Source organism: Thermomonospora curvata DSM 43183 (assembly GCF_000024385.1).
GTDB lineage: Bacteria > Actinomycetota > Actinomycetes > Streptosporangiales > Streptosporangiaceae > Thermomonospora > Thermomonospora curvata.
On sequence record NC_013510.1, the window covers coordinates 1,538,211 to 1,550,965 of the forward strand.

Here is a 12,755-nt window from a genome sequence, read left to right on the forward strand (position 1 = left end):
TCCGGAACGGACGTATCCCTGACATCGCAGGAGGCTGCAGTGACGCAGGCCCGTACCCCCGTCGACTTCTGGTTCGACCCGCTGTGCCCGTGGGCGTGGATCACCTCGCGCTGGATCCACGAGGTGGCCGCGCTGCGGCCGATCGAGCCCCGCTGGCATGTGATGAGCCTGTCGGTCCTCAACGAGGGCAAGGACGTCCCCGAACAGTACCGGCGGCTGATCGCCGAAGGGTGGGGGCCGGTACGGGTATGCATCGCCGCCGAGCAGAAGTACGGGCCGCAGGTGCTGGGCGACCTGTACACCGAGCTGGGGGTGCGGCGGCACCTGCGCAAGCTCCCGTTCGACCGGCCGACCATCGAGGACGCGCTGCGCGCCGCCGGGCTGGACCCCGAGCTGGCGCAGGCCGCCGAGTCCACCGACTACGACGAGGCGGTGCGGGCCTCGCACGCCGAGGGCATCGGCCTGGTGGGCGAGGAGGTCGGCACCCCGGTGATCGCGGTGGAGGGCGTGGCGTTCTTCGGCCCGGTGGTCACCCCGGCGCCGAAGGGCGAGGACGCGGTCCGGCTCTGGGACGGGGTGCTGGCCGTGGCGCGCACACCGGGGTTCTACGAGCTGAAGCGGACGCGCACCGAGGAGCCGAGCTTCGAGTGAGCCGGCGTCCCTGATCGCCCCGCCGTCGGGTACGTGTACTGCACGGAAATCGTTATTGCGAGCCACTTGCAACTGCAAGAGAGGTGTCGTCAAACTGGACCCATCGGACGAACGGTTCGTTTTCGCATGTGCGGAATCGGCCCTCCGGATGGGAAGGGTGAGACGGAGTGCACGTACCCGACGGGTTCTTCAACGCGCCGGTGTCGATCGGCGCCGGGGTCGTCGCGGCGGCGGGCATCGGGCTGTGCCTGCGCGGCGCCCGCCGCGAGCTGGACGAGCGGACCGCTCCGCTGGCGGGGCTGAGCGCGGCGTTCGTGTTCGCCGCCCAGATGATCAACTTCCCGGTGGCGGCCGGCACCAGCGGGCACCTGATGGGCGGCGCGCTGGCGGCGATCCTGGTGGGCCCCTACACGGGGGTGCTGTGCATCTCGGTCGTGCTGCTAGTGCAGATGCTGTTCGCCGACGGCGGGGTCACCGCCTATGGGATCAACGTCACGCTCATGGCCCTGACCGGGGTGCTGGTCGGCTACGGGGTCTTCAAAGCGGTGACCGCGCTGCTGCCGGGCGGCCTGGCCCACAGCAGGGCGGGACTGACCGCGGCCTCCTTCCTGGGGGCGCTGGCGTCCGTGCCCGCCTCGGCCCTGGTGTTCGTGGCCCTGTTCGCCCTCGGCGGCACCGCCGATCTGCCGCTGGGCGCGGTGCTGGGCGCCATGCTCGGCGTGCACCTGCTGATCGGCATCGGCGAGGGCGTGATCACGGCGATCACCGTCGGCACCGTGGCCGCCGTCCGCCCGGACCTGGTGTACGGGCTGCGCGGCCGGCCCGCCTCGCCGCTGGAGATCCGCACGCCCCGCTCGGTGGAGGTCTGAGGCAGATGAAAACCGGCAACCGGCGCTTTGCCGTGGTCTTCCTGCTGGTCGCCCTGGTGGTGGCCGGGGTGGTCAGCTTTTACGCCAGCGGCGACCCCGACGGGCTGACCAAGGTCGCCGAGGACAAGGGGTTCGCCGCCCAGGAGAAGGAGCACCCGCTGTCGGGCTCCCCGCTGAGCGACTACGGCGTCAAGGGCGTGGAGAACGAGCGGCTGTCGGTCGGGCTGGCCGGGGTCATCGGCGTCGCCCTGACCGCCGCGGCCGGCGGCGGGCTGTTTTGGGTGCTGCGGCGCCGCGACGGCTCGGCCGCCGCGGACGCGCCGGCCGCATCCGGCGCCGGAAAGCCCTGATGAACCCCGTCGCGAAGAAACGGAGCACACCGCTGGAGCCGTCCGGAGGCCGCCGCGGAGTCCGGACGGCCCCGGCCGTCTGATACGGCGATGACAGGACTCGGCCGGCGGCTGTACCTGCCTGAAGACACCCCGCTGCACCGGCTGCCGCCCCAGTGCAAGCTGGCGGCGGCCGGGGCGTTCGTGCTGGCGGTGGTGTGCACCCCGCGCGAGGCGGTCTGGGCGTTCGGCGTGTACGCGCTCATGCTGGCCGCCGTCGCCGCGCTGGCCCGGGTGCGGCCGGGCTTCCTGCTGCGGCGCATGGTCATCGAGGTGCCGTTCGTGGCGTTCGCGCTGCTGCTGCCGCTTGTGGCGCGCGGCCCCCAGGTGCAGGTGCTGGGGCTGACGCTGAGCGAAAGCGGCCTGTGGTCGGCCTGGAACATCCTGGCCAAGGCGACGCTGGGCACCGTCTCGTCCCTGCTGCTGGCCGCCACCACCGAGCCGCGCCGGCTGCTGATCGGCCTGCAGCACCTGCGCGTGCCGCCGCTGCTGGTGCAGATCGCCACGTTCATGTTCCGCTACGCCGATGTGATCGTGGCCGAGATGCAGCGGATGAAGGTGGCGCGGGCCGCCCGCGGCTTCCAGGCGCGCGACGTGCGCGCCTTCGGGGTGCTGGCCCGCTCGGCGGGCGCGCTGTTCCTGCGCTCCTATGAGCGGGGCGAACGGGTCTACCTGGCGATGCTCAGCCGCGGCTACGACGGCCGGATGCCGGTGCTGCACGACAGCCGGGCCGGCGCCGCCCAGTGGGCGGGCGCCGCGCTCCTGCCCGCCGCCGCGGCCCTGGTCGCCTTGAGTGCTTGGATGGTGACGTGACGACCCCCTCTCTTGAGATACGCGGCCTGGCCTACGCCTACCCCGACGGCACCCAGGCCCTGTACGGCGTCGACGTCACCATCGGGCGCGGCGAGCGGGTCGCCCTGCTGGGACCCAACGGCGCCGGCAAGACCACTTTGGTGCTGCACCTGAACGGCATCCTGCACGGCGGCGCGGGCACCGTCCGGGTCGGCGGGCTGACGGTGGACCCCGCCGACCGCCGCACGCTGCAGGAGATCCGCCGCCGCGTCGGCATCGTCTTCCAGGACCCCGACGACCAGCTGTTCATGCCCACCGTCGCCGAGGACGTCGCCTTCGGCCCGGCCAACCTGGGGGTGCGCGGCGCCGAGCTGCAGGATCGGGTGGAGCGGGCGCTGGCCCAGGTGGGCATGCTGGAGGCCGCCGACCGGCCGCCCCAGCACCTGAGTTTCGGGCAGCGGCGGCGGGTGGCGGTGGCCACCGTGCTGGCCATGGAGCCGGAGATCCTGGTCATGGACGAGCCGTCGTCCAACCTGGACCCGGCCGGCCGCCGCGAGCTGGCCGAGATCCTGCGCGGCCTGGAGGTGACCTTGCTGATGGTCACCCACGACCTGCCGTACGCGGCCGAGCTGTGCCCGCGCTCGCTGATCCTGTCCGGCGGCGTGATCGTCGCCGACGGCCCCACCGCCGAGCTGCTGAGCGACGAGGCCCTGCTGCGCGCCCACCGGCTGGAGCTGCCCTACGGCTTCGACCCGGCCTTCTTCGCCCGCCGCTGACCCCGCCGGGACGTCGCTCTCCGTCAGATCCGTCCTGCGGAAAGTAGCCGAATTCCCCCGTGAGCCGGTGGCGACCGGATAGGCTCGGGCCGCTGTCGAAATCGACAACGGTTTTCATGTCCAAAATGGCCCCTTCCGCCCTGCCGCCGGAGCGGGGCGGGGGCGCGGAAGGCTCGATGGGAGGACGGATCGTGAAGGTCGCGTTCGTCGGCAAGGGCGGCAGCGGCAAGACCACCCTGTCGTCGCTGTTCGTCCGCTACCTGGCCGGACGGGGACTGCCGGTGGTGGCCATCGACGCCGACATCAACCAGCAGCTGGGCGTGGCGCTGGGACTGGAGGAGGAGCAGGCCGCCAAGATCCCGGCGCTGGGCGACCACCTCACCGAGATCAAGGAGTACCTGCGCGGCGACAACCCCCGCATCGGCTCGGCGTCCGCCATGATCAAGACCACCCCGCCCGGCCGGGGCTCGCGGCTGCTGCGGATCGGCGGGCAGGACCCGGTGCACGCCCTCGGCGAGGAGGTGGCGGGGGCGACGCTGCTGGTGACCGGGGCCTTCAACGACGAGGACCTGGGGGTGGCCTGCTACCACTCCAAGACCGGGGCGGTGGAGCTGTACCTCAACCACCTGGTCGACGGGCCGGGCGAGTACGTGGTGGTCGACATGACCGCCGGCGCCGACGCCTTCGCCTCCGGCCTGTTCACCCGCTTCGACGTGCTGTTCCTGGTCGCCGAGCCCACCCGGCGGGGCGTGGGCGTCTACCGCCAGTACGTCCGCTACGCCGCCGACCACGATGTGACGATCAGGGTCGTGGGCAACAAGGTCCACGGCGAGCAGGACGTGGCCTACCTGCGCGAACACGTCGGCGACGCGCTGCTGACCTGGGTGGGGCAGTCGGAGGCGGTGCGCGCCATGGAACAGGGCCGCGCGCAGGTCGCGCTGGAGAGGTCCAACGAGGCGGCCCTGGAACGCATGCTGCAGGAGGTGGACGCCCAGGAGAAGGACTGGGCGAAGTTCCACCGCCAGGCCGTGGAGTTCCACATCAAGAACGCCCGGAGCTGGGGCAACCGCGCCGTGGGCCAGGACCTGGAGGCCCAGATCGACCCCGGCTTCCAGATGCCCCCGCCGCAGTGGCGGCGGTCGGCCTGACCCGCCCGCGGCGCAGGGGCCGGCGGCAGGGGGGACCCCCTGCCAGGCCCGCGCCGCGGGCCTGGCAGACTTTCCAGCCATGCGCGTCTACCTTGGATCCGACCACGCCGGCTTCGAACTCAAGCAGCACCTCATCGGCTGGCTGGCGGACAACGGCCATGAACCGGTCGACTGCGGGCCCCAGGTCTACGACGCCGCCGACGACTACCCGCCGTTCGTGCTGCGGGCGGCCGAGCGCACCGCCGCCGACCCCGGCTCGTTCGGGATCGTGCTGGGCGGCTCGGGCAACGGCGAGGCGATCGCCGCCAACAAGGTCAAGGGCATCCGCGCGGCCCTGGTGTGGAACGAGGAGATCGCGGCGCTGGCCCGCGAGCACAACGACGCCAATGTGATCAGCATCGGCGCCCGCCAGCACGACCTGGCCACCGCCACCCGGTTCGTGGAGGTGTTCCTCAACACGCCCTACTCCAAGGAGGAGCGGCACACCCGCCGGATCGGCATGATCGGCTCTTATGAGACCACCGGCGAGCTGCCCCCGCTGCCCTAGCGGGCGCTAGCGCCGGTGGGCGCCGCGCTTGCCGAGCCGCCGCCGCTCGTTCTTGGAAAGCTCCCCCCGGGATCCGGCGGGCCGTGACGCTTCGGGCGCCTGCGGTGCGGGCCGTGCGTCCTCGGGGCGGGGACGGGAGACGTCCCTGGCCCGCATCGCCGCATCCAAAGTGATCCGCATTCCCGGCTGGGACATCGCCTCACCTCCGCCGTCCATCCTGCCCGCCGCCGCGGCCGTGCGACAGTGCCGGGCGGCCCCCACAGGGATGTTTACTCGGGGTTGCAAAAGCGCTACAAAAGGTCAACCCTGGCGCGGATTGGAGGCGTGAGCGGCGGTCGCTCAGTACAGTGCCTGAGATGTTGCAACGTCTGGTCCACCTGCTGCCGCCGAGGGTGCGCGCGTTCCTGCGCCGCATCCCCGTGCTGGTGCGGCTGTACCAGTGGCTCAGGCGTGGCGGGCTGACCCGCGATCGTTACATATTCGCCGCACTGGCCCTGGTGGCGGTCTGCCTGGGCCTGAGCGCCACCTGGTCGGAGGCGTGGGCGCCGGCCGGCGGGCTGGTGCTGACCGTGCTGGCCGGCGGGCTGCTGCTGAAGGTGCGCAGCCTGGGAGTGCTGCTGGGCGTGGTCGCCGTGATGCTCGGCTACGACATGTGGCGGCTGGGCATGGCCACGGTCGGGCCGGGCATGGTCGCCACCTTGGTCATCACGGCGGTGCTGGCCCTCAGCCTGGCCCGCACCCGCCAGCAGCTGGGCGTCCAGGGGCTGCGCGGCGAGTACATGCTGCTGGAGCTGCGCGACCGGCTGCGCAAGCAGGGGGAGATGCCGCCGCTGCCGGCCGGCTGGGGCGCGCAGGTGGTGCTGCTGCAGGCCGGCGGGTCCTCCTTCGGCGGCGACTTCGTGGTCTCCGCCTGCGACGGCAAGACGTTGGAGGTCGCGCTGGTGGACGTCTCCGGCAAGGGCGTGGACGCCGGGACGCGGGCGCTGATGCTGTCGGGGGCCTTCGGCGGGCTCCTTGGATCGGTCCAGCCGGACCGTTTCCTGTCCTCCTGCAACGACTACCTGCACCGCCAGCACTGGGACGAGGGCTTCGTGACCGCGGTGCACCTGGTGCTGGACCTGACGACCGGCGAGTACGCGGTGGAGTCCGCCGGGCATCCGCCGACCGCCCAGTTCGACTCCACCGTGGGCACCTGGCAGGTCAGCTCGGCCCGCGGCATGGTGCTGGGAGTGGTCCCCGAGCTGCGCTGTGAGGCCGAGCGGGGGACGCTGCGCTCGGGGGACGCGCTGCTGCTGTACACCGACGGCCTGGTCGAGGCGCCCGGCCAGGACCTGGACACCGGGATCGGCCGGCTGCTGACCGAGGCCGAGCGGCTGGTGCCGCAGGGCTTCGGCGAGGGCGCCAAGGAGCTGGTGGAGACCATGGCCGCCACCCGCGACGACGACTGCGCCCTGGTGCTCATCTGGCGCCGCTGAGTTCGCCCCGAACCCTCCGGCGATAAGAAACGTGAACGTCACCTCGATGTAGCACCGAATGAACCCGGGCACGGCACAGTAAAGACAGGTCGCCGGGCCGGACCTCCTCTCCGGAGGGGAACGGTACGGGGCCGTGCCGCAGGGACCGGCCGGGTTCGCCGTCGTACGGGATCCTCCTCGACGGGCGAGGGCGAACGGCCGACAGCGGCACGGTGGATCACCGCCTGTGCGGACGGAGCCCCAGGGGTGGGAGGTTCCGTCCGCACAGACGTGTGTCGGGGGACCGGCCCGGCAGCCGCACACCCAGGGATTTGGGGTGTTTTGTCCTAAAGAGCGGAGATCTTCGGTCCCTGATTCATGATCGCAGGTTTCACCGGGCAATGCCTCGGTTACAACCAGTCCCGCTGATCCTTTGTAATCTCCAACCTTCTGAACCCCCCGCTAGGCGACATGGTCATCGGCGAGGGGACGGACGACAGGTGGCGAAAGGCGAGCGGCGGCGACGGGCCTCTCGACGGTCGGTCCAGTGGCGGCTTACCTTCATCGCCACGGCGATCGTAGGTCTGATCATCACCGTGGGGGTACTGGCCCTCTTCCAGGTGATGCACTCCATGGCGCTGCGGGACCTGGAAGAACGCGGCGCCATGGCGGTCCAGCGGATGGCCCAGGACATCGAGCGCTCCGGTATGGCCGGCGCGGTGCGCACCCAGGTGCCCCCCTTCTACCTGCTCCAGGTGGTCGACGCCCAGGGCCGGGTGATCGCCGCCGGCCGGGACCTGGAGGGCCGTCCGCCGATGGACGACCTGCGCCCTGAACGCAGCGGGCAGGTGGCATACCGGATCACCGAGGTGCCGGGGCAGGAGAGCCCGGTCTTCCTGGCCGCGCAGCGCCTCGACGCCCCCGACGGCGTCCGCTACCTGCTGGCCGCCGGCCCAATACAGGACATGGAGAAGGCCGCGCAGACGTTCGGGATCTTCGTGTCGGTGATGATCCCGGTGGTGCTGGTGCTGGTGTGGTGGATCGTCTGGGCCTCGGTCGGCCACGCGCTGGCCCCGTTCGCGCTGATGCGCCGCGAGCTGTCACAGATCACCGGCGGGGCGATGAACCGGCGGGTGACCGTCCCCGACACCGATGATGAGGTCGCCGAACTGGCCAAGGCCATCAACGTCACCCTGGACCGGCTGCAGAAGTTCGTCGAGGCCCAGCGCCGCTTCGTCGCCGACGTCTCCCACGAGCTGCGCAGCCCGCTGACCGCGCTGCGCACCCAGCTGGAGGTGGCGCTGGTGCACCCCGAGGACGAGGACTGGCCGGCGGTGGCGCGGGCGGCGCTGGACGACGCCGACCGGCTGCAGAAGGTGGTCGCCGACGTGCTGACCATCGCCAAGCTGGAGGCCGGGATCTGCGCCGAGCGGGAACCGGTGGACCTGGGCGCGCTGGCCCGCGCCGAGGCCACCGACCGGCCCCGCCGGGTGCCGGTGCACGTCCAGGTCCGCGACGTGGCCCGCCCGCTGATCATCAACGGCAGCCGCACCCAGCTGGTGCGGGTGCTGACCAACCTGCTCGACAACGCCGAACGTCACGCCGAATCCGAGATCCGCCTCAACGTCTACCGGGACGGCGACGAGGCCGTGCTGGAGGTCGCCGACGACGGCGAGGGCATCCCCCCGGAGGACCGCGAGCGGGTCTTCCAGCGCTTCCAGCGCCTGCCCGAGGGCCGCCGCCGCGACACCCAGGGCAGCGGGCTGGGGCTGGCGATCTCCCGGGACATCGCGGTCGCCCACGGCGGCAGCCTGGTCGCCGACGAGAGCGAGCAGGGCGGGGCGCTGCTGATCCTGCGGCTGCCGCTCAGAGATCCAGCCCCGTCAACACCAGAACCTTCTCGTAGGTGAGGTCCTCCATCGCCGAGCGCAGCCCTTCGCGGCCCACCCCCGACTCCTTGACCCCGCCATAGGGCATCTGGTCGGCCCGGTAGGACGGCACGTCCCCGATGATCACACCGCCCACCTCCAGCTCCCGGTTCGCCCGGAAGGCCACCTGCAGCGAGCGGGTGAACACCCCGGCCTGCAGCCCGTACCGGGAGGCGTTGACCAGCGCGAACGCCTCCTCCAGGGTGTCGAAGGGCCGCAGCGCCAGCACCGGGCCGAAGACCTCCTCGCACCACACCTCGGCCGCATCGGGCACCTCGGCCAGCACGGTCGGCGCGAACGTGGCGCCGTCGCGGACGCCGCCGGCCAGCACCTTGGCCCCGCCGCGGACGGCCCGCTCCACCCAGTCCTGCACCCGCTGCGCGGCCTCCTCGCTGATCAGCGGCCCGACCTGGGTGGTCTCCTGCCACGGGTCGCCGGTGACCAGGCCCTCGACCGTCTCGATCAGGCGGGGGACGAACTCCTCGTACACCGCGCGCTCCACCAGCACCCGCTGCACCGCGATGCAGCTCTGCCCGGCCTGGTAGTTGGCGAACAGCCCGACGCGGGCGGCGGCGTGGTCCAGATCGGCGTCGGCGCACACCACGGCCGCGGCGTTGCCGCCCAGCTCCAGCGTCACGTGCTTGCGCGGCGCCTGCTCGCGGATCGCCCAGCCCACCGGCCCGGACCCGGTGAAGGACACCACCGGCAGCCGCGGGTCGTCCACCAGCGCCGCGGCCCGCTCATTCGGCACCGGCAGCACCGAGAACATGCCCTCCGGCAGCTCGGTCTCGGCCAGGATCTCCCCCAGCGCCAGCGCCGACAGCGGGGTCTTGGGCGCCGGTTTGACCACCACCGGGGCGCCCACCGCCACCGCCGGGGCGACCTTGTGCGCCACCAGGTTGAGCGGGAAGTTGAACGGGGTGATCGCCAGCACCGGCCCGCGCGGCACCCGGGAGATGTAGGCCATCCGCCCCACCGCGCCGGGGTCGGTGTCCAGCCGCTGCACGTGCCCGCTCCAGCGGCGGGCCTCCTCGGCGGCGAACCGGAACGTCGAGGTCGCCCGCGCCACCTCGGCCCGCGCCCACATCAGCGGCTTGCCGTTCTCGGCGGTGATCAGGCGGGCCAGCTCCTCGGCCCGCTCGCCCAGCCGCCGCGCCACGTGCGCCAGCGCCTCGGCCCGCACGTGCAGCGGCAGCGCCGCGGCCTGCGCCCGCACCGCGTGCGCGGCCGCCACCGCCTCCTCCACCTGCGCCTGGGTCGGCACCGCCGCGGCGCCGACCACCCGGCCGTCATAGGGGTGGGTCACGACGATCCGGCCGTCCCCGGTCGCCGGCCGTCCCGCCAGCCAGAAAGAGCTCACCTGGGTCGCATCGGGCATACCGTCCACGCTACTCCTGCTTGCGGGCGGACGGGCGGCTCAGCGGCGTTGCGGCGCGCCGGGCGGCCGCAGCCCGACGATCACCGGGTCGTGGTCGGAGGAGCGATAGGCGTCCGGACGGTACAGGCGCGGCGGGTTGTCCTCGGTGTTGTAGTCCACGATGGGCGGCTCGTCGGCGTTGATGTGCCAGATGGTGACGCCGGTGATCCACCGCGCCAGGGCCGGCGGGGCCAGCACATGGTCCAGTTCGCCGGCCTGGCCGTCGAAGACGTGGCTGTAGCGGCGCCCGGCCGGGACGAACCGCTCGGTCTGGCCGGCCAGCCCGGATGCCGCCAGTGTCTTGATCGGGTCTTCCCGCCCGTAGGAGTTCAGGTCGCCGATCACCAGCGGGTGCGGCACCGCGGCGGCCAGCTCCGCCAGCGCCCGGGCCTGCCGGACGCGCCGGGCGTTGTAGCAGCCCTGCCCGTCGCCCTGGTCGGCGTCCGGCCCGCTGGCGCCGTCGCAGCGCTTGGACTTGAGGTGGCCGACGATCACGGTGAACGGCGTGCCGCCGCCCGCGTGCCGGAAGGTCTGCGCCAGCGGGGGCCGCTCGAAGACCGCATCGGCCGCGGTGCGGGCCGGTCCCACCGGCCGCACCCGGCCCGGCCGGTAGATCAGTGCGACGTGGATGGCGTCCCCGCCTGGACCGGGATGGCGGATCCAGGAGTAGGCGCCCGCGCCCACGGCCGCGTTCAGCCGGTCGACCAGCGCCTTGACGGCGGCATCGCCGTTGTTCTCCACCTCCATCAGGCCGACCACGTCGGCGTCCATGCCCTTGAGCGCGGCGACCAGCTTGGCGAGCTGGCGCTCCCGCTCCAGCGGGGTGGTGGCGCCGCGGCCGCCCACCGTGGTGAACCAGTTGAGGGTGTTGAACGAGGCGACCTTGACGGTGGCGGGTCCCACCGGCCCGGGTGCGGCCGGGCGCGGATTGGCGCGCCGGAAGACCGCCGGTTCGGTGGGGTGCAGCCGGTAGGCGCCGAAGCCATAACCGAGCACGCCGGTCAGGCCGCGCACCGTGTCGCCCGGCCGGACCACGTGCGGCTCGGTGAACGGGATGGTGGCGGGGTTCTGCACGGTGGAGCCGTCGTCGATGAGCAGCCGCCGCCGGTCGTTGCGTTCTGCGGAGACGCCGGGGCGGTCGGTGGGCTGGAACAGCCGTCCCCCGGCCGAGACCGTCAGCTCCCCGTACCGGCCGAGCCGGTAGTGCTCGGTGGCGGTGAGCTCCTGGGGGAAGGTCACCAGCATGTTCTCCACCGGCTCGAACGTGACGCCCTCCGGCCGGGGCAGGCGGTAGCGGACCGGTTCCACCGTCCCGGTGCCGCACACGTCCACGGCGGTGACCGGGGACAGCTCGGTCAGGCCGTTGAACTCCACGGCCCGTCCGGTGACCAGGACCCGGTCGCCGACCCGCACGTCCCGCACGCCGGGCCCGGCGTAGGCGAACAATCCTTCGGAGGTGGCCGGGTCATCGTCGGGGGAGGGGTCCTGCAGGAAGAAGCCGCCGAGCTGGTCGCCGCGCTGGAAGTCCCCGGTGACGACGCCTTCGACCCGCACGATGCGCCCTGACAGCGGGGTGGCGTCTCCGGGGCCCTGCACCTGGGCGATCCGGTGGGTGGGCGGAGCGCTGCACCCGGGGTCGTCGGCGGGGGCGGCGCCGGAGCCCGAGCCGATCGTCAAGGCGATCGCCAGGGCCGCCGCGCTGGGGGCTGAAGCGGGGGGCATGTATGCGAGGGTGTCACGAAGAGTGATCGGGTGGAAGGCCCAGTGTCACCCTTCAGGTGAGTCGGCCGCCGTGTCGCGATCTGTGGCGGGCGCAGGGGAGTGCTCCCCGTCCCGGGATCCGGTGACCATCGCCCGGTACTGCCGCGGGCTGACCCCGCGCACCCGCTTGAAGGCGGCGCTGAAGGCGAACGGGCTGCCGTAGCCCACCCGCCGCGCCACCGAGGCCACCGTGGCCTCCGGCTCCCGCAGCAGGTCGGCGGCCAGCGCCAGCCGCCAGCCGGTCAGGTAGGCCATCGGCGGCTCGCCGACCAGTTCGGTGAAGCGGCGGGCCAGCGCGGCCCGGGACACCCCGGTCCGGCCCGCCAGCGCGGCCACCGTCCACGGCCGCGCCGGGTCCTGGTGCATCATCCGCAGCGCCCGTCCCACCACCGGGTCGGCGAGCGCCCGGTACCAGGCCGGGGCGGCGTCGCGGCGGCGGGTGAACCAGGTCCGCAGCGACGTGATCAGCAGCAGGTCCAGCAGCCGGTCCAGCATGACCTCCTGGCCCGGCTCGTCGCGGGTCATCTCCTGCTCGAGCAGCGCCACCAGCGGCGATTCCGGCTCCACCGTCAGCAGCGGCGGCAGCGCCGCCAGCAGCCGGGCACCGATCTCGCCGCTCATCCGGTACGTCCCCACCAGCATCCGGTGCGCGCCGTCGGGGGCGTTGCCCCAGGTCCGCACGCCCAGCGTCAGCTCATCGTGCAGGTCGCGCCCGGTGGGGTCGCTGCAGCGCCCGCCGGGGTGGATGACGATGCCGGGCGGTGTGGCCGGGTCGTCGGCGACCACGTACGGGTCCGGGCCGCGGATGATCATCACCTCCCCGGCGCCGGCCTTGACCGGTTCCCCCGCCTGCGGGATCGCCCAGGCCTCCCCGCGCAGCATCGCCACCAGGGTCAGCGGCGCCCGGTCCTGCACCCGCATCGCCCACGGGGGATCCAGGACGGCCTTCAGCAGGAAGGCGCCCCGTGCCCTCGGCCCGTCCAGCAGGCTCGCCAGAGCATCCATGCCGCGAGCCTAGACGCT

Annotated in this window: 13 protein-coding genes; 9 read left to right on the forward strand and 4 right to left on the reverse strand. The window is 72.9% G+C overall.

The window, feature by feature from the left end; genetic code table 11:
- The first annotated feature begins 39 nt into the window (after nt 1-39).
- The 7 genes from TCUR_RS06645 (at nt 40) to TCUR_RS06675 (ending at nt 5,172) form a co-directional block, all read left to right on the forward strand.
- Nucleotides 40-651 carry a mycothiol-dependent nitroreductase Rv2466c family protein gene (locus TCUR_RS06645; protein WP_012851716.1) on the forward strand — a complete coding sequence of 204 codons (612 nt, stop codon included), beginning with the start codon at nt 40-42 and terminating at the stop codon, nt 649-651.
- A gap of 167 nt (nt 652-818) precedes the next feature.
- On the forward strand, nt 819-1,520 hold the full coding sequence (locus tag TCUR_RS06650) for an energy-coupling factor ABC transporter permease (RefSeq protein ID WP_012851717.1): 702 nt from the start codon (nt 819-821) through the stop codon (nt 1,518-1,520).
- A 5-nt stretch (nt 1,521-1,525) separates the two neighbouring features.
- On the forward strand, nt 1,526-1,870 hold the full coding sequence (locus TCUR_RS27830; protein WP_012851718.1) for a PDGLE domain-containing protein: 345 nt from the start codon (nt 1,526-1,528) through the stop codon (nt 1,868-1,870).
- 90 nt (nt 1,871-1,960) lie between these two features.
- On the forward strand, nt 1,961-2,722 hold the full coding sequence (gene cbiQ, locus TCUR_RS06660) for a cobalt ECF transporter T component CbiQ (protein WP_012851719.1): 762 nt from the start codon (nt 1,961-1,963) through the stop codon (nt 2,720-2,722).
- Nucleotides 2,719-3,477: an energy-coupling factor ABC transporter ATP-binding protein gene (locus TCUR_RS06665; RefSeq protein WP_012851720.1), complete on the forward strand. Its 759-nt coding sequence runs from the start codon at nt 2,719-2,721 to the stop codon at nt 3,475-3,477. Before cbiQ ends, TCUR_RS06665 begins: the two co-directional genes overlap by 4 nt.
- A 191-nt stretch (nt 3,478-3,668) precedes the next feature.
- Nucleotides 3,669-4,625 carry an ATP-binding protein gene (locus tag TCUR_RS06670; protein WP_012851721.1) on the forward strand — a complete coding sequence of 319 codons (957 nt, stop codon included), beginning with the start codon at nt 3,669-3,671 and terminating at the stop codon, nt 4,623-4,625.
- A 79-nt stretch (nt 4,626-4,704) separates the two neighbouring features.
- The gene (locus TCUR_RS06675; RefSeq protein ID WP_012851722.1) at nt 4,705-5,172 is read left to right on the forward strand and encodes a ribose-5-phosphate isomerase; all 468 of its coding nucleotides are present in this window, start codon (nt 4,705-4,707) and stop codon (nt 5,170-5,172) included.
- A gap of 6 nt (nt 5,173-5,178) precedes the next feature.
- On the opposite strand, the gene TCUR_RS26325 is transcribed toward TCUR_RS06675, so the two are convergent.
- Nucleotides 5,179-5,367 carry a hypothetical protein gene (locus TCUR_RS26325; protein ID WP_012851723.1) on the reverse strand — a complete coding sequence of 63 codons (189 nt, stop codon included), beginning with the start codon at nt 5,365-5,367 and terminating at the stop codon, nt 5,179-5,181.
- A gap of 161 nt (nt 5,368-5,528) precedes the next feature.
- On the opposite strand from TCUR_RS26325, the gene TCUR_RS06680 reads away from it, so the two are divergent.
- Together TCUR_RS06680 and TCUR_RS06685 are read left to right on the forward strand one after the other, a co-directional pair.
- Nucleotides 5,529-6,647 carry a PP2C family protein-serine/threonine phosphatase gene (locus TCUR_RS06680; RefSeq protein WP_012851724.1) on the forward strand — a complete coding sequence of 373 codons (1,119 nt, stop codon included), beginning with the start codon at nt 5,529-5,531 and terminating at the stop codon, nt 6,645-6,647.
- A 575-nt stretch (nt 6,648-7,222) separates the two neighbouring features.
- Nucleotides 7,223-8,536, forward strand: coding sequence for a sensor histidine kinase (locus TCUR_RS06685; protein ID WP_148232947.1), 1,314 nt, complete (start codon nt 7,223-7,225; stop codon nt 8,534-8,536).
- On the opposite strand, the gene TCUR_RS06690 is transcribed toward TCUR_RS06685, so the two are convergent.
- From TCUR_RS06690 to TCUR_RS06700, 3 genes are read right to left on the reverse strand one after another with little or no spacing between them, the layout of a single operon-like run.
- The gene (locus TCUR_RS06690) at nt 8,493-9,932 is read right to left on the reverse strand and encodes an aldehyde dehydrogenase family protein (protein WP_041439363.1); all 1,440 of its coding nucleotides are present in this window, start codon (nt 9,930-9,932) and stop codon (nt 8,493-8,495) included. The two genes, TCUR_RS06685 and TCUR_RS06690, sit on opposite strands and share 44 nt — an antisense overlap.
- Nucleotides 9,933-9,971: 39 nt before the next feature.
- Complete coding sequence (locus TCUR_RS06695) at nt 9,972-11,693, reverse strand: ExeM/NucH family extracellular endonuclease (RefSeq protein ID WP_012851727.1); 1,722 nt, start codon at nt 11,691-11,693, stop codon at nt 9,972-9,974.
- Nucleotides 11,694-11,738: 45 nt separating this feature from the next.
- Nucleotides 11,739-12,737 carry an AraC family transcriptional regulator gene (locus TCUR_RS06700; RefSeq protein WP_012851728.1) on the reverse strand — a complete coding sequence of 333 codons (999 nt, stop codon included), beginning with the start codon at nt 12,735-12,737 and terminating at the stop codon, nt 11,739-11,741.
- Nucleotides 12,738-12,755 lie beyond the last annotated feature (18 nt).